This window comes from Geodermatophilus sp. SYSU D00525, assembly GCF_054050475.1.
This window is the reverse complement of the sequence record NZ_JBJGZK010000008.1, coordinates 141,683-157,742: the sequence shown is the minus strand read 5'-3', so window position 1 is coordinate 157,742 and position 16,060 is coordinate 141,683. Positions and strand designations below refer to the sequence as shown.

At 77.1% G+C, this 16,060-nt stretch carries 15 protein-coding genes; 4 read left to right on the top strand and 11 right to left on the bottom strand.

What is annotated here, in order from left to right; translation table 11 throughout:
• Nucleotides 1-13: 13 nt before the first annotated feature.
• From ACI796_RS09550 to ACI796_RS09535, 4 genes are read right to left on the bottom strand one after another with little or no spacing between them, the layout of a single operon-like run.
• The gene (locus ACI796_RS09550) at nt 14-3,202 is read right to left on the bottom strand and encodes an ATP-dependent helicase (protein ID WP_456940988.1); all 3,189 of its coding nucleotides are present in this window, start codon (nt 3,200-3,202) and stop codon (nt 14-16) included.
• A gap of 46 nt (nt 3,203-3,248) precedes the next feature.
• Complete coding sequence (locus ACI796_RS09545; protein WP_456940987.1) at nt 3,249-3,785, bottom strand: dihydrofolate reductase family protein; 537 nt, start codon at nt 3,783-3,785, stop codon at nt 3,249-3,251.
• Between the two features lie 18 nt (nt 3,786-3,803).
• On the bottom strand, nt 3,804-4,115 hold the full coding sequence (locus tag ACI796_RS09540) for an MGMT family protein (RefSeq protein ID WP_456940986.1): 312 nt from the start codon (nt 4,113-4,115) through the stop codon (nt 3,804-3,806).
• Entirely contained in the window at nt 4,112-4,381 is a 270-nt protein-coding gene (locus ACI796_RS09535) for a hypothetical protein (RefSeq protein WP_456940985.1), read from the bottom strand. Before ACI796_RS09535 ends, ACI796_RS09540 begins: the two co-directional genes overlap by 4 nt.
• Before the next feature lie 84 nt (nt 4,382-4,465).
• On the opposite strand from ACI796_RS09535, the gene ACI796_RS09530 reads away from it, so the two are divergent.
• Nucleotides 4,466-5,260 (top strand): hypothetical protein, encoded by a 795-nt coding sequence (locus ACI796_RS09530; protein ID WP_456940984.1) that lies wholly within the window; start codon nt 4,466-4,468, stop codon nt 5,258-5,260.
• A 43-nt stretch (nt 5,261-5,303) separates the two neighbouring features.
• Here the strand turns inward: ACI796_RS09530 and ACI796_RS09525 are convergent, their stop codons facing one another.
• The 6 genes from ACI796_RS09525 to ACI796_RS09500 form a co-directional block, all read right to left on the bottom strand.
• Nucleotides 5,304-5,894: a TIGR03086 family metal-binding protein gene (locus ACI796_RS09525; protein ID WP_456940983.1), complete on the bottom strand. Its 591-nt coding sequence runs from the start codon at nt 5,892-5,894 to the stop codon at nt 5,304-5,306.
• 133 nt (nt 5,895-6,027) lie between these two features.
• Complete coding sequence (moeZ, locus tag ACI796_RS09520; protein WP_456940982.1) at nt 6,028-7,188, bottom strand: adenylyltransferase/sulfurtransferase MoeZ; 1,161 nt, start codon at nt 7,186-7,188, stop codon at nt 6,028-6,030.
• Nucleotides 7,189-7,282: 94 nt separating this feature from the next.
• Nucleotides 7,283-8,926: a hypothetical protein gene (locus ACI796_RS09515; RefSeq protein WP_456940981.1), complete on the bottom strand. Its 1,644-nt coding sequence runs from the start codon at nt 8,924-8,926 to the stop codon at nt 7,283-7,285.
• Nucleotides 8,923-9,828, bottom strand: coding sequence for an ATP-binding cassette domain-containing protein (locus ACI796_RS09510; protein ID WP_456940980.1), 906 nt, complete (start codon nt 9,826-9,828; stop codon nt 8,923-8,925). The genes ACI796_RS09515 and ACI796_RS09510 overlap by 4 nt, the downstream gene beginning before the upstream one ends.
• Before the next feature lie 110 nt (nt 9,829-9,938).
• The gene (locus ACI796_RS09505; protein WP_456940979.1) at nt 9,939-10,739 is read right to left on the bottom strand and encodes a DUF3152 domain-containing protein; all 801 of its coding nucleotides are present in this window, start codon (nt 10,737-10,739) and stop codon (nt 9,939-9,941) included.
• A gap of 397 nt (nt 10,740-11,136) precedes the next feature.
• Nucleotides 11,137-12,237 (bottom strand): alpha/beta fold hydrolase, encoded by a 1,101-nt coding sequence (locus ACI796_RS09500; protein WP_456940978.1) that lies wholly within the window; start codon nt 12,235-12,237, stop codon nt 11,137-11,139.
• A 69-nt stretch (nt 12,238-12,306) separates the two neighbouring features.
• Here ACI796_RS09500 and ACI796_RS09495 point away from each other — a divergent pair, with 69 nt between their 5' ends.
• Both ACI796_RS09495 and ACI796_RS09490 read left to right on the top strand, forming a co-directional pair.
• Nucleotides 12,307-12,948, top strand: coding sequence for a TetR/AcrR family transcriptional regulator (locus tag ACI796_RS09495; RefSeq protein WP_387991603.1), 642 nt, complete (start codon nt 12,307-12,309; stop codon nt 12,946-12,948).
• A gap of 111 nt (nt 12,949-13,059) precedes the next feature.
• Nucleotides 13,060-13,296: a DUF3107 domain-containing protein gene (locus ACI796_RS09490; RefSeq protein ID WP_387991600.1), complete on the top strand. Its 237-nt coding sequence runs from the start codon at nt 13,060-13,062 to the stop codon at nt 13,294-13,296.
• 60 nt (nt 13,297-13,356) lie between these two features.
• Here the strand turns inward: ACI796_RS09490 and ACI796_RS09485 are convergent, their stop codons facing one another.
• Nucleotides 13,357-14,007 carry a ferritin-like fold-containing protein gene (locus ACI796_RS09485; RefSeq protein ID WP_387991597.1) on the bottom strand — a complete coding sequence of 217 codons (651 nt, stop codon included), beginning with the start codon at nt 14,005-14,007 and terminating at the stop codon, nt 13,357-13,359.
• A 103-nt stretch (nt 14,008-14,110) separates the two neighbouring features.
• Here ACI796_RS09485 and ACI796_RS09480 point away from each other — a divergent pair, with 103 nt between their 5' ends.
• Nucleotides 14,111-16,060, top strand: coding sequence for a DEAD/DEAH box helicase (locus tag ACI796_RS09480; protein ID WP_456941008.1), 1,950 nt, complete (start codon nt 14,111-14,113; stop codon nt 16,058-16,060).

Below are 16,060 nucleotides of genomic sequence, written 5' to 3'. Positions count from 1 at the left end.
CGTCCCCGCCGCGTCACGCGGTGACCTGCCGGCCGCGCTCGTGCAGCGGGCAGCTGCGCCGCGCCGGGCAGCGCCCGCAGTGGCTGCCGGTGCGCACCTCGAAGGTGGCCGCGCCCATGCCCTCGCCGACCTCGGCGACCAGCTGCCCCGCCCACGTCTCCCCCAGCGGCACGTCCGGCGGCAGCGCGTCCTGCGCCTGCTCCTTCGCCCTCGTGCCGGTACCCACCTGCAGCAGCGAGGCCCCGCCGGGCGCGGTGCCGTGGTCGCCGAACGCGCCGGCGGCCACCGCGACCTGGTAGGCGGCCAGCTGCCCGTGGGTGTCGACCTCCTTGGCGTGCGTGCGGCCGGTCTTGAGGTCGACGACGACCAGCCGGCCCGCCGCGTCGCGCTCCAGCCGGTCCACCTGGCCGCGGATGCGCGCCCGGCCGACGGTGACGTCGAAGTCGGCCTCGGCGGCCAGCAGCTCGCGGCGGTTGGCGGCGTGCCAGCCGAGGAAGCGCTCGAGCATGTCGCGGGCCGCGACCCGCTGCCGCTGGTCGGCCCAGCCGGGGCCGAGGTCGAGGGCGTCGAGCTCCTCGGCCAGCGCGGCCCGCGCCTCGGCGGGCGGCAGGCCCTCGGCCACCTTCTGCGCGACCGCGTGCACCGCCGAGCCGACCGTGCGGTGCGACTCCGGGGCGGCCTCGGCGCCGACCGCGCCCAGCACCCACTTCAGCGGGCAGCGCTGGAAGGTCTCGATCGCCGACGGGCGCACCCGCACCACCTCGTCGCCGGGCACCAGCGGGGCGTCGTCGGACAGCGGCGCCAGGCCCCACCAGTCCTCCGGGGACGCGCCGGGCACGCCCTCGGCGGCCAGCCGGCGCAGCACCGCCGCGGCCGCCGAGCGGCGGGCCGGCTCGGTCTGCGGGTCGCTGACCGCGCGGCGCAGCTCGGCCACCAGCGCGGGCAGGGTGAGCGAGCGGGGCAGCGGCGTGAGCGGCCGGCCGTCGTCCGGCGGCGGGACGACGAGGTCGAGGAACCGGGAGGCGGTGGCCCCGGCGTCGGGGCCGTCCAGCGCGCCCTCGACGGCGGTGACCACCAGCCGCTTCCGGGCCCGGGTGGCGGCGACGTAGAACAGCCGCCGCTCCTCGGCCAGCATCTGCGTGCGCCGGTCCACCGACGTGCCGTCGATGCCGGCGACCCGCTCGACCAGCAGCTCGGTGCCGAGCAGCGTGCCGCGGTCGCGCAGGTCGGGCCAGACGCCCTCCTGCACGCCGGCGACGCACACGACGTCCCACTCCAGGCCCTTGGACGCGTGCGCGGTGAGCAGCCGGACGGCGTCGGTGGCGGCGTCGCGCTCGGCGCCGGTGAGGCCGGGCAGCTCCTGGGCCGACAGGTGCTCGACGAACGCGCCGACGGTGGCCGACGGCAGCCGGTCGACGAACCCGGCCGCGGCGTCGAACAGCGCGACGACGGCGTCGAGGTCGCGGTCGGCGGCGGCGCCGGCGGCTCCCCCGGCGGCGCTGGCCCGCGCCCACCGGCCGGCCAGGCCGCTGCGCTGCCACATCGCCCACAGCACGTCCTCGGCCGACCCGTCGCGGGCGAGCGCGACCCGGCCGGCGGCGAGCACCGCGGCCACCCGGCGGGCCGGCCGGGCCACCGCGTCGGGCAGCTCCTCGAGCAGCGGCTCGTCGGCCAGGGCGGTGGCGAGCGGCGTGCCGCGCTCGTCGGCGTCGACGCCGCGCTGGGCCTGCGCGATCCGCACCGCCCGGCGCAGCCGGCGCAGGTCGAGGACGGTGGCGCCGCCGAGCGGGGAGGCCAGCAGCGCCTCGGCGCCGGGCTCGTCGAGGGCCAGCGCGCCGGGCTCGTCGCCGGGCCGGGGCAGCAGCGCGGTCAGCGCCGCCAGCAGCGGCGCGACGGCCGGCTGCGCGGCCAGCGGCAGGTCGTCGGTGGACACCTCGACCGGCACGCCCGCCGACGTCAGCGCGCGGCGCAGCGGGCCGATCGCCAGCACGGTGCGGACGACGACGGCCATGTCCGACCACGGGACGGCGTCGACGAGGTGGGCGCGGCGCAGGGTGTCGGCGACGTAGGCGGCCTCGACGGCGGCCGAGCCGAACACGTGCACCTCGGCGCGGCCCGCGTCGGCGCCGTCGACCGGCTGCAGGCGGCGGTGCTCCCACGGGCCGGGCAGCGCCTCGGCGACGCGGCGGCTGACGTCGAGCAGTGCCGGGCCCGAGCGGCGGCAGACGCCGAGCGAGAGCCGCTGCGCGGGCCGGCCGTCGACGGTGCGGAACCGGTCGGGGAACTCGACGATCCCGCGCGGCTCGGCACCGCGGAAGGCATAGATGGCCTGGTCGGGGTCGCCGACGACGACGAGGTCGCCACCGCCCCCGGCGAGCAGCTCCAGCAGCTCGACCTGCGCGGGGTCGGTGTCCTGGTACTCGTCGACGAACAGCCAGCGGGCCCGCGCGCGCTCCTGGCGCAGCAGCTCGGGGTCGTCCTCCAGCTCGGCGATCGCGGCCCGGACCAGCTCGGCGGGGTCGTAGCCGGAGGCGTCGCCGCCGCCGGCCGTGGAGAAGGCGGTGACCGCCTCGTACTGCTCCTGGAACGCCGCGGCGTGCAGCCACGCCTCCGTGCCGGTCTCCCGGCCCCACGCGGCCAGCAGCTCGGGGTCCACGCCGCGCTCGGTGGCCCGCAGCAGCAGCTCGCGCAGCTCGCCGCGGAAGCCGGCGGTGGCCAGCGCGGGCAGCAGCGACGCCGGCCAGCGCACCGCGCCCTCCCCGGCGAGGTCACCGCGCAGCAGCTCGGCGACGACGGCGTCCTGCTCGGCGGCGGTGAGCAGCCGGGGCGGGGCGTCGCCGCGCAGCAGCGCCGCCCGCCGCAGCACGCCGTACGCGTAGGAGTGGAAGGTGCGGGCCAGCGGCTCGCGGATGGTCCGGGCGACCCGCGCGGTGATGCGGGTGCGCAGCTCGGCGGCGGCCTTGCGGCTGAAGGTCAGGACCAGGACCTGCTCGGGGTCGACGCCGCGGTCGATGCGGGCGGCGACGGCCTCGACGATCGTCGTCGTCTTGCCGGTACCGGGGCCCGCGAGCACCAGCAGCGGGCCGCCGGCGTGGTCGACGACGGCCTGCTGGGTGGGGTCCAGCCGCGGCGGCGCCACCGGTTCCCGGTGCGGCTGCACGAGCCGGTAGACCGGCGCACCCTCGTCCCCCCGCAGTGCCACCCTCCGATGACACCACGACTCACCGACATCGCCGCGGAGCCCTTCGTCACGCGGGCGGGTACCGCACCCGGTACCAGTGCTCGGTCTCGCCGGGGAGTCGGTCCAGCAGCACCTGTGTCCCGCCGGGGTGCTCGAACACCCGGACGCCGTCGCCGAGCAGGACCGGCGCGAAGAACAGCAGCACCTCGTCGAGCAGCCGCGCCTCGATCAGCTGCCGGGCGACGTCGGCGCCCAGGGCGTTGACGTAGTCGTCCCCCGCCGCCTCGCGGGCGAGGTCGACGGCGCGGTGCAGGTCGTCGGTGTAGGTGACGCCGTCGGACGCCTCGGCGGGCGGCCGGTGGGTGAGGACGACGACCGGCCCGGACCACTGGCCGCCGAAGGCGCCCTCCTGCTCGGTGCCCCGGTTCGGGTCGTCGCCGCCGAAGGTGCGGGCGCCGACCAGCATCGCGCCGACGCGGGTGACCAGCCGGTCCGCCGTCGGGTTCGGGTCGCCCAGGTGCGGGGTCAGCCAGGACATGTCGCCGCCCGGGCCGGCGATGAAGCCGTCCAGCGACGCGGTCGCGGAGTACAGCAGCCGAGCCACGGGTCCCCTCTCGTGCGTTCAGGGCCAGGCGACGGCGGCCAGGTCCACCCGGCCGTCGCGCACCGGCACGCCCTCCCCGGCCAGGAGCTCCAGCTGGCGCACCCGCACGGGCTCGGCGCAGGTGCCGTCGGCGCGGACCACCCGGTACCAGGGCACGGCCGCCCCGCCGCCCCCGCCGGACAGCGCGCGGGCCACCCGCCGGGGCCCGACGCCGACCAGCCGGCCGATCGCCCCGTAGGTGCTCACCCGGCCCGGCGGGATCGAGTCGACGGCGTCGTACACCGCCTCGTCGACGTCGGCGGGGTCCGGCTCGGCCGGCCCCGGGCTCACAGGCGGTAGTCGCTGTTGGCCTGCCACCAGGCGTAGAGCGCGGCGAGGTCGGCCTGCGTGCCACCCGGCGCCCCGACGATGCCCTCGACGAGCGCCGCGTCGTCGGTCCAGGTGATGACCACCGCGTTGTTCTCGGTGTCGATGGCGCACGCCACCAGGCCGCTGTTGGTCCCGCCGCCCCACGAGCCGATGCCGGTCGTCGCGCTGCAGTCCTGGCCCTCGGGGAGCTGCGACAGCCCCTGCCCCGAGGCGTCGTTCGTGAACACCGAGTCCATCGTCGCCTGGTCGGGGTACCGGAAGAACTCGGCCTGCGTCGGGCCGGGCTGGGTGGTGCTCGCGCCGCACGACGCGTGGGCGATGTCGCCGTCCCCGGCGAGCGGGGCCTCCGTGCAGTCGGTGAAGTCGGCCGGGAGGATCGCCAGCAGGTCACCGCCGGACCCGGCCCCACCCGTCGGCGACGGCGCGCTGGTGGTCGACGACGGCGCACTCGAGGACGGGCGCGGCGACGTGCTGGTCGGCGCGCCGGCCGACGAGGTCGTGGCGCCGGCCGCGGGGGCCGGGTCGTCGTCCCGGAGGACGACGAACAGGACGACCGCGGCGGCGACCACGAGGACCAGGGCGGCGACGAGGCCGATGACCAGTCCGCGCCGGTTGCGTCCCGGTCCCGGGCCCCCGGGCTGCCCGTACGGGCCCGGCTGTCCGTACTGACCGGGCTGCCCCTGGCCGTACTGACCCGGCTGCCCGTACTGGCCCGGCTGCCCGTACTGACCAGGCTGGCCCGGCTGGCCGTACTGACCGGGCTGGCCGTACTGACCCGGCTGCCCGTACTGGCCCGGCTGGCCCGGCTGGCCCGGCTGGCCCGGCTGGCCCGGCTGCCCGTACTGACCGGGCTGGCCCGGCTGGCCCTGGCCGTACGGGCCTGGCTGGCCGTACGGGCCTGGCTGGCCGTACTGACCCGGCTGACCCTGGCCCGGCTGGCCTGGCTGGCCCGGCTGGCCCGGCTGGCCCGGCTGGCCCGGCTGGCCCGGCTGGCCCGGCTGGCCCGGCTGACCCTGGCCCGGCTGGCCCGGCTGGCCCGGCTGGCCGGGGGGACCGTAGGGCGGCTGACTCATGGGGACCTCCTGCAGACGTGCTCCGGAGGATAGGGAGACGTCGCGTCCGGCAGGCCCTCCTGACGCGTCGCGGGGGCTACGCCCGGCGGCCGAAGCGGGCCAGCAGCCGCTGCTGCGGGGCGGCGCCGTCGGGCAGCTCGACCGCCGGGGCGAACAGGCCGGGCACGCCGTCGTCGGGCAGCCGCCCGGCCAGTGCCTCCGCGGCGCGGACCAGCGCCGGGTCCAGGGCCTCGTCGCCGCCGGTGGCGCGGGCGAGGTCCCAGGCGTGCACGGTGAGGTCGGCGGTGAGCTCCTCGACGTACTCGCGCGCCGGCGTCGGGCCGCGGCTGAGGTGGACGGTGCCGGCGGTCAGGTCAGCGGTGGCGACCGCGGCCAGCGCCTCGTCCGCGACGGTCTCCCACGCGGTGAGCGGGTCGTCCCCGAGCAGGGCGTCGGTCCCGGACGGCACGCGCGCGGCGACGTCGTCGAGGGGCTCGCCGGCCAGCAGGCCGGGCACCCAGTACGCCTCACCGACCAGGTGCGCGACGAGGTCGGCCACGGTCCAGCCGGGCAGCGCCTCGAGGTCCCACTGCCCCGGCTCGACCGCGTCGACGCGGTCGGTGAACGTGGCCTGGGCGCGCTGGAAGAGCTCCAGCAGCTCGGTCGGTGACGTCGTCGGCTCGGGCACCGGACCAGTCAACACGGACGCCGAGGGCCCGGCACCCGTGACGGGTGCCGGGCCCTGGCGACGTCCTGGAACGGCCCTCCTGCAGGGTCCCGCCCCGAGCGACAGCGAGGGGTGGGGGCAGGAGGGTCCTTCGTCAGTACGTGGGCAGCGCCTTGTCGATGCGGGTCGCCCACGCCGTCACGCCGCCCTGGACGTGCACGGCGTCCCGGAAGCCGGCGTTCTTGACCGCGGCGAGCACCTCGGCCGAGCGGACGCCGGTCTTGCAGTGCAGCACGATCGGCTTGTCGTTCGGCAGCTGCGACAGGGCGCGGCCGGAGAGGATCTCGTCCTTGGGGATGAGCGTCGCGCCCGGGATCGAGACGATCTCGTACTCGTTGGGCTCGCGGACGTCGATCAGCTCGAAGTCCTTGCCCGCGTCCATCATGTCCTTGAGCTCGTCGACGGTGATCGTCGAGCCCGCGGCCGCCTCCTGGGCCTCGACCGAGACGACGCCGCAGAAGGCCTCGTAGTCGATGAGGCCGGTGATCGGCTCGGCCTCCGGGTCCTTGCGGACCTTGATGGTGCGGAAGGTCATCTCCAGGGCGTCGTAGACCATGAGCCGGCCGAGCAGCGTCTCGCCGATGCCGGTGATCAGCTTGACCGCCTCGGTGGCCTGGATGGCGCCGATGGTCGCGCAGAGGACGCCGAGCACGCCGCCCTCGGCGCAGGAGGGCACCATGCCGGGCGGCGGCGGCACCGGGTACAGGTCGCGGTAGTTGGGCCCGTGCTCGTTCCAGAAGACCGAGACCTGCCCGTCGAACCGGTAGATCGAGCCCCACACGTAGGGCTTGCCCAGCAGCACGCACGCGTCGTTGACCAGGTAGCGCGTGGCGAAGTTGTCGGTGCCGTCGACGATGAGGTCGTACTGGCCGAAGATGTCGAGGACGTTGTCGCTGTCCAGGCGCGTCTCGTGCAGCCGGACGTCGATCAGCGGGTTGATCTCCTTGATGGAGTCGCGCGCGCTCTCGGCCTTCGACCGGCCGACGTCGGACTGCCCGTGGATGATCTGGCGCTGCAGGTTCGACTCGTCGACGACGTCGAACTCGACGATGCCCAGCGTGCCGACGCCCGCGGCGGCCAGGTACATGAGCACCGGCGAGCCCAGGCCGCCGGCGCCGACGGCGAGCACCTTGGCGTTCTTGAGTCGCTTCTGCCCGTCCATCCCGACGTCCGGGATGATCAGGTGGCGGCTGTAGCGGCGGACCTCGTCGATGGACAGGTCGGCGGCGGGCTCCACCAGGGGTGGCAGGGACACGCTTGCTCCTCGGGGGTCGCGGACTCCGGCCCTGGCCGGTGTTTCGTGCGCACAACAGCGTGACAGGACGCGTTGTTCCCCGGCCCGGAGGTCCCTAGCCCTGGAGGTCCCGGCGGGCGTAGCGGGCCAGCCCGGCGGCCGCCAGCACCGCCGCGACGGCGAGCATCCCGGCCGCGCCCGCGACGTCGAGCGGCTCGGCGGGCACGGCCGCGAGGTGCGCGAACGGCGAGACGTCCCGGATCCACCCCGGCCAGCGGAAGCTGTCGGCCAGGACCAGGAGCAGGTAGCCGCCGGCCGCCGGCAGCACGCCGACGGCGAGCACCGCCGAGGGCAGCCAGCCGAGCGCGAACAGCGCCGCACCCAGGCACAGCAGGGCCACCGGGACGACGGACAGCGCGCCGGCCAGCGCCTCGCCGGGACCGAGGCCTGCGCCGACCCAGGCGGCGCCCGCCCAGGTCGCCGTCCCCGCGGCCGCGGCGACGACGACGGCGCCGGCCGCGACCGCCGCCGTCTCCCACGCCATCCAGCGGACCCGCCCGACCGGCCGGCTGTAGAGCAGGGTGAGCCGGCCCGCGGTCTCGTCGGCGGCGACGGCGGCGACCCGCGCGGCGGCGTACGCCCCGACGGGCACCGCCAGCAGGGTGAACAGCGAGGCCGCGTAGCCCTGCACCGAGGCCAGCCGGTCGAACCCGGCGGCGGCCGCCATGTCCGCGAAGACCGGGTTCTGCCGCAGGAAGTCGACCATCGCGGTGGCCAGCAGGCCGATGAGCAGGAAGTAGGCGGCGACGCCGAGGGACCAGGTCGCCGTCGCCCGCCGGGTGCGGTGCACCGCGAGCCCGGGCAGCGAGCGCAGCAGCCGGCTGGGGGCGTGCGCCCGGTCGGCCGGGCGCCACCGGCCGGCGCCGACGTCGCGCGCCCCGGACACGACGGTGGCCAGGACGGCGGGCACCGCCACGAGGACCGCGAGCACGAGCAGCGGCGCCCACCGGTCGGAGGCGTAGGGCGCCACACGGCCGAGCAGCCCGAACGGGCTCCCCCACTGCAGCCAGGACAGCGAGGGGACGCCGTCGCCCACCATCCGCGCCAGCAGGCCGGCGAGCACGACGGCGACCGCGAGGCCCGTGGCGGAGCGCCGCTCGGCCAGCAGCTGCCCGGCCAGCACGCCGAGCGCGCCGCCGGCCATGGCGGTGCCGCCCACGAGCGCACCGAACAGCGCCGCCCCGGCCGGCGCCGTCCCGGCGAGCAGCATCCCCGCGACGACGGCGGCGCCGACCACCGCGCCCGCCGCGAGCAGGACCCCGAGCGCGGTCCGGACCAGCGCGGCGAGCCGGAGTCGGCCGGCGAGCAGGAGGTCGGCCCGCCCGGCCTCCTCCTCGCCGCGGGTGAGCCGCGTCCCGGCCAGTGCCGCCCAGATGCCGGCCAGCACGAGCGCGACCGTGCCGGTGCGCCAGACGGTGAAGCCGCCGGCGTCGTCGAGGGCCAGCGGGGGCCCGAAGAGGGTGCGGATCGCGGGGTTGTCGGCCAGCGCGGCCAGCGAGTCCAGGCCGACCGCGCCGCTGAGCGTCGACTCGTACTGCTGTGCGACGAAGGCGGCCAGCCCACCGCACAGCACCGCGACGACCACCGTCCCCCGGCGCACGGACCGGACCGCCAGCCGCCGGACGGCCGTCCCGGGCCGCGCCGCGGCGGCGGGCACCCGCCGGCCGGCGTCCGCGCGCGACGCGGTGCGCGTGGTCACGCCGCCCGCCCGTAGTAGTCGAGGAAGATCTCCTCCAGCGACGGCTCGCGGACGTCGAGGCGCACGACGTCGGCGTCACCGAGGACGCGCAGCACCGGGCCGGGCGGGCCGGTGAGCGCGAGGGTGACCTCCAGCGGCGTCGTCCACCGCACGTCGGCCACCCCGGGCAGCTCGGCGAGCCGCGCGAGGCCGGGCGCGGGACCGCCGAGCTGCACGGTCACCTCCGAGCGGCGCAGCCGGCGCAGCTCCGCCAGGCCCGCGACCTCGACCAGCCGGCCGGCCCGCAGGATGCCGACCCGGGTGCACACCGCCTCGACCTCGGCCAGCTGGTGGGAGCTGAGGAAGACCGTCTGCCCGCGGGCGGAGGCCTCGGCGATGCAGGTGCGGAACTCCCGCTCCATCAGCGGGTCCAGGCCGCTGGTCGGCTCGTCGAGGACCAGCAGCGGGGCCCGCGTGGCGAACGCGGCGACGAGGGCGACCTTCTGCCGGTTGCCCGTGGAGTAGGCGCGGGCGCGCTTGCCGACGTCGAGGGCGAACCGCTCGACCAGCTCGTCGCGGTGGGCGGGGTCGGTGCCCGGGCCCACCCCGGCCAGCAGGTCCAGGCACTCGCGGCCGGTCAGCGACGGCCACAGGGCGACGTCGGCCGGCACGTACGCGAGGTGCCGGTGCGCCTCCTCGACGTCGGCCGCCGGGTGCCCGAACACCTCGGCCCGGCCGGTCGTCGGGCGCAGCAGCCCGAGCAGCATCCGGACGGTGGTGGACTTGCCGGCCCCGTTGGGCCCGAGGAAGCCGAAGACCTCACCCGGCGGGACGGTCAGGGAGAGGTCGACGACCGCGTCGGTGGCGCCGAAGCGCTTGCCGAGGGAGTCGAGCAGCACGGCGGGGACGTCCGGAGTCGTCATGGCGCTCCGATCGGGTCGTCGGGATCACGACTGCCGACCAGACTTCCCGGCGCACCGGCTCCGGAGCGTAGCCCCGCCCCGCGCCCGGCGGGAGGGTCCCGCGCCCCTGGTCAGGGGAAGGGCCACGCGTTCTTGACGCACCCCTCGAGGCCGAGGGTCTGCTGCTGCATCACGGGCGCGACCTGGCCGGGGCCGGAGCAGGCCTGGTGGCCGTTGCCCAGCGCGTGCCCGACCTCGTGGTTGACGACGTACTGGCGGTAGGTGGCGACGTCGCCCTGGTAGTGGGGGACGGCGGTCTCCCAGCGGGCAAGGTTGATGACCGCCCGCTCGCCGTAGCGGCAGGAGGTGTAGCCGCCGGTGCCCACGCCGGGGCAGTAGCGCTCCATGCTCCCGGGGCTGACCAGGCTGACCCGGAAGTCGTAGGCGCCGGCGTCGGTGGCGTCCACGCGCTGGAAGGACATCCGGCCGCCGTTCCCCCACGAGCGGGGGTCGCCGAGCGTGGCCTCCACCGCGGCCGCGAAGGCCGCGCCGTCCACGCCGATACCGTCCTCGACCTCGACGACGAAGCGCTGCAGCGGGCCGGTGCCGTAGACCCCCGAGCTGCCGGGCACGACCGCCACGGTGCCCGCACCCTGCTCCACGTACGTGTCGGCCGCCGGCGCCGGGAGGCCGGTCGGGTTGGCGTCGCCCTCCGCAGGCGCGGTGGGCGGGGGGGTGTCCGCCGGGGTCGCGCTCGGCGTCGAGGAGGCCGACGGGGGCGAGGTCGCCGGCGAGGAGGCCACCGACCCGGTGCTGCCGGCGGTCGCGCCCACCCGGGCGGGCGTGCCCGGGCCGACGAGGTCGAGCACCGTCAGCACGGTGGCCACGACGAGCAGCGGGATCGCGTAGGCGCGCCAGCCCCACCGGGTCACGAACCGGCGCACCGGGCCGCGCGGGCGCCGCCGGTTCCGGGCGGCGCGGCGGCCGGCGCCGGGGCGCGCCTCGGGCGCCGCGGGCCTCGGGGGCCGGGGCCGCACCGGCGCGTCACGGCGGTCGGCCGCGGGCGACGGCGGGCGGGAGGGCAGCGGCGGCAGCGGAGGGAGGCCGCGAGCCGGTTCCCTCCCGGTCCGGGCCCCGGAGGACCGGCCGGGCGGAGGACCTGCCACGGTGCCGCCTCCTCGCCGTGTCGGGCCTCGCGGCCGGGGGGCCGCCGGTCGTCCTTCCGGTCACGCAGTGTCGCGGGCGGCGTCACCGCGCGTCCAGGTGAGGTTCTCATGCGTCACACGAGACCCGTGCGACCCGCTGGTGGCGCGTCGCGCACGGCCCGGCTCAGCCCGCGCGGGCCTCCGGCTCGTCGTCGTCCCCGGCCTCCACGGTGCCGTCGCGAGCCCCGGCACCGGTCCCGGCGTCGATGTCCTCGAGCAGGCCGAGCACCGCCCGGGCGGTCTCCTCCGGCGCCTCGAGCATCGCCACGTGGCCGACGGTCTCCAGCACCAGCAGCCGCGCGTCGGGGACGGCCGCCGCCAGCCGCGGGGCCAGTCGCGGGTCGACCAGCCGGTCGCGGTCGCCCCAGACCACCAGCGTCGGCATCCGCAGCGCGCGGGCCAGCCGCCAGGCGTTGGCCCGGCCGACCCGCAGGTAGGAGGTGATCAGGCCGCGCATGCTGCGGGTCAGCGCCCGGTTCGCCCACTCCTGCCGCGCCCGCTCCCGGGTCTCCTCGACGGCGGCGTCAATCCGCCCCGGCGGCACCCGCGCGGGCTCGCCGAAACACATCTGCAGCATGCCGCGCACCGACTGCTCCGGCGTCACGCCGGCCAGCCGCCGCTCGGCGATGGTCGGCACGCCTGGCAGCAGGAGCAGCAGCAGCGCCCGGCCGAAGGCCTGCGGCACGCGGTAGACCGGCATCGCCGGGGAGACCAGCGTCAGGGACGCGACGAGGTCCGGCCGGCGGGCGGCCACCAGCAGGCTGACGAGGCCGCCGAGGCTGTTGCCGAGCAGGTGCACCGGCGCGCCCTGCCCGTCGCCGGGCTGGTCCCGGACGTGCTCGAGGACGTCGACCACCGCGCGCACGTGCCCGCGGACGGAGTACGACCCGCCGGTCGGCGGCTGGGAGCGGCCGAACCCCGGCAGGTCCACCGCCCACCCGGCGCAGCGGACGGCGAGCAGCGCCGCCAGGTCGGTCCAGTTGGTGGACGCGCCGCCGAGGCCGTGGACGTACAGCGCCCGCTCGCGCGGCGCCCCGGGCGGTCCGGCCCAGGGGGTGGTGCGGACGTACACGCTGCCGCCGCTGACCGGCAGCTCCTCGCCGGGCCAGGCGTCCGGCGGGGGGCCGGCGAGGGGCAGGGGCGCCGTCGACAGCCGGGCGGTGGACGACGGGGCGATCGACGGGGGCGCCGGCGGGCGGCGGCGCACACGACGGACCTCGGGCACGCGGCGAACGGTATGCCAGCCGGAGGTGTCGCGTGGAGCGGGTGACCCGCCGGTAACATCCCCGGGACCATGCAGTCCTCCCGACCGGCCCCCGTCCGCCGCACGTCGCGGCTCCCCCGCGGCGCCCGGCGGCTGCAGCTGCTGCAGGCCGCGCAGGAGGTCTTCGTCGCGCACGGCTTCCACGCCGCCGCGATGGACGACATCGCCGACCGCGCCGGCGTCAGCAAGCCCGTCCTCTACCAGCACTTCCCGGGCAAGCGGGAGCTGTACCTGGCGCTGCTCGAGCAGCAGGTCACCGAGCTCACCGACCGGGTGCGCGAGGCGATGGCCGGCACCGAGGACAACCGGCAGCGCGTGCACGGCGCCGTCGGCGCGTACTTCGACTTCATCGACGCCGAGGGCGGCGCGTTCCGGCTGGTCTTCGAGTCCGACCTGCGCAACGACGACGACGTGCGGGCCCTGGTCGACCGCGGCAACCGGGCCTGCGTCGAGGCGATCGCCGAGGTGATCGCCGGCGACACCGGCAGCTCGCCGGAGCAGGCGCACCTGCTGGCCTCGGGGCTGACCGGCCTGGCCGAGACCAGCGCCCGCTGGTGGCTGGCGCAGAAGGGCACGGTGTCCCGCGACGAGGCGGTGTCGCTGATGTCCGCGCTGGCGTGGCGGGGCATCTCCCGCTTCCCGCGGGTCGAGGGCGAGCCGGCCGCGGGCTGATCCGGTCCCGTCCCGGGCCTGTTCGCTGAGGGCACAGGCGCACGCCGGGGCCGGGCACCCCGCGCTGGACTAGCGTGGTCGGCAGCCGTGCAACCCGAGGAGGCATCCCCCGTGGAAGTCAAGATCGGTGTCCAGCACTCCCCCCGGGAGCTGGTCGTCGACAGCCCGAAGACCCCTGACGAGATCGCTGCCGACGTGGCCGCCGCCGTGTCCGGCGGCACGAAGGACGGGCTGTTGACCCTGGAGGACGAGCGGGGCCGCCGCGTCCTCGTCCCGGTCGACCGGATCGCCTACGTCGAGATCGCCCAGGCCGACCAGCGCCGGGTGGGCTTCGTCGCCGGCGCCTGAGACCTCGGTACGTCCCGGAAGGGCGTCCCCGCATCCCGCGGGGGCGCCCTTCCGCCGTCCTCAGGGGTTCAGGCCGAGGGTCTTCATGCGCTCGGTGTGCGCGGCGGTGATGCGGTCCACCAGCCGGACGACGCCGGTCAGGTCGCCGGTGCCGCCGATGATCAGCCGGGCCAGGCCGTCCCGCTCGGCGATGACCGCCTGCGACTGGGAGATCGCCTCCCCCACCAGCCGGCGTCCCCACAGCGCGAGCCGGCCGGCCAGGGTCCGCTGCGCGGCGATCGCGGCCCGGACCTCGCGGACGGCGAAGTCGGCGTGGCCGGTGTCGGCGAGCACCTCGAGGATCAGCGACCGGTCCGGCTCGGGCAGGGAGCCCGCGATCTCGCGGTAGAAGTCCGCGGCCAGGCCGTCGCCGACGTAGGCCTTCACCAGGCCCTCGAGCCAGGTGCGCGGCCGGGTGCCCTCGTGGAAGCCGTCGAGCGCGGCGACGAACGGGCGCATCGCCTCGGTCGGCTCCGCACCCAGCTCGGTCAGCCGCTGCGCCAGCCGGTCGTGGTGGCCCATCTCCGCGGCGGCCATCCGCGCCAGGGCGGCGCGCCCGGCCAGGGTCGGCGCCATCCGCGCGTCCTCGGCCAGCCGGTCGAACGCGGTCAGCTCCGCGTAGGCCAGCACGCCGAGCAGGTCGACGACGGCTCGGGTGTCGACCGTGGTCACGTGCCACCTCCGGGTGGTGTCGGGGCGGGCTGGCCGCGCGGCGACCGAGGCTAGCCGCTGTCCGCGCTAGCATGGGAACAGGCGGGCCGCGAGGCTCGCTGGTATCTGTGCGCTGACGAACGTCGGACGACGCCCTGAGGAGCCCCGACCGGGCACCGGGTGCGTCCCGGTCCTCCCCGGTCCGCTGGCCGCGTCGGCGCTGGAACGCATCCCGCGACACCCGACCGCGGAGCGCCCGGGCGACGACGCCGTCGCCCCCGGCAGCTCCCCCAGCCGACCAGAGGCGAGAGCACTGACCTCCACCGAGAACACCCCCACCGAGACCACCCCCACCGAGACCACCACCCCGAGCACCGAGCTCGAGCACGCCGAGACCGGCGCACCGGCCCCCGAGCAGGTCGAGCAGACCGTCGAGGCCCTCGGCGGCGCTCCCGTCGAGGAGACCGCGCCGCTGTTCAGCGACTTCGACGTCCACCCCGACGTCGTCGCGGCGCTGGCCGAGGCCGGCATCACCCGGACCTTCGCCATCCAGGAGCTCACCCTCCCGCTGGCGCTGGCCGGCAACGACCTCATCGGGCAGGCCCGCACCGGCACCGGCAAGACCCTCGGCTTCGGCGTCCCGCTGCTGCAGCGCGTCGTCCCCGCCGCGGAGGGCGGCGACGGCGTCCCGCAGGCGCTGGTCGTCGTCCCCACCCGCGAGCTGTGCGTCCAGGTCGCCCGCGACCTCGGCACCGCCGGCGCCAGGCGCGGCATCCGCGTGCAGGCCATCTACGGCGGCCGCGCGTTCGAGCCGCAGGTGTCCGCGCTGCAGTCCGGCGTCGAGGTGGTCGTCGGCACCCCCGGCCGGCTGCTGGACCTGGCCGAGCAGGGCCACCTGATCCTCGGCAAGGTCCGCGTCCTGGTCCTCGACGAGGCCGACGAGATGCTCGACCTGGGCTTCCTGCCCGACATCGAGCGGATCCTCGGCATGGTCCCGGCCCAGCGGCAGACGATGCTGTTCTCGGCCACCATGCCCGGACCGATCGTCACCCTGTCCCGGTCGTTCATGACCCAGCCGACCCACATCCGGGCGCACGGCAACGACGAGGGCTCGACCGTCCCGCAGACCACGCAGTTCGTGTACCGGGCGCACAACCTCGACAAGCCCGAGCTGCTCGCCCGCGTGCTGCAGGCCCGCGGCCGCGGCCTGGCGATGGTCTTCTGCCGCACCAAGCGCACCGCCCAGAAGGTCGCCGACGAGCTGGTCGACCGCGGGTTCGCGGCCGCCGCCGTCCACGGCGACCTCGGCCAGGGCGCCCGCGAGCAGGCGCTGCGCGCCTTCCGCAGCGGCAAGGTCGACGTCCTGGTCGCCACCGACGTCGCCGCCCGCGGCATCGACGTCACCGGCGTCAGCCACGTCGTCAACTACCAGTGCCCCGAGGACGAGAAGACCTACGTGCACCGGATCGGCCGGACCGGCCGCGCCGGGCGCGAGGGCGTCGCCGTCACGCTGGTCGACTGGGACGACATCCCGCGCTGGCAGCTGATCAACAAGGCGCTGGACCTGCCGTTCGTGGACCCGCCGGAGACCTACTCCACCTCGCCGTGGGTCTACACCGACCTCGACGTCCCCGAGGGCGCCAAGGGCCGGCTGCCGCGATCCCAGCGGACCCGCGAGGGCCTCGACGCCGAGGTGCTCGAGGACCTCGGCGAGACGGGCAAGAAGACCAGGGGCGCCGGCCGCGGTCCCGCGCGGGAGGAGTCCCGCACCGAGGACGAGCGCCCGGCCCGGACCCGTTCGCGCCGCCGCACCCGCGGCGGCGGTGCCGCGGCCGAGGCCATCGCCGCCCCGCCGGCCGACGCCGCGCCGGCCGAGGCCGGGTCCGACGAGGCCCCCGCGGCCCCGGCCGGGGACGCCGCCGACGGGTCCGGCGAGGGTGCGGCCCAGCCGCGCCGTCGCCGTCGCCGCCGCGGCGGCCGGGGTCGCTCCGGCGCCTCCGGCGCCTCCGCCGGCTCCGGCGCCGAGGGCCAGGACGGCGACGGCGACGGCGGCGACTCCGAGTCCGCCGCGTAA

Coding starts and splice junctions, on each gene's coding strand:
- ACI796_RS09510 (WP_456940980.1), bottom strand. CDS start 9,828: ATGACGACTCCGGACGTCCCCGCCGTGCTGCTCGACTCCCTCGGCAAG.
- ACI796_RS09495 (WP_387991603.1), top strand. CDS start 12,307: ATGCAGTCCTCCCGACCGGCCCCCGTCCGCCGCACGTCGCGGCTCCCC.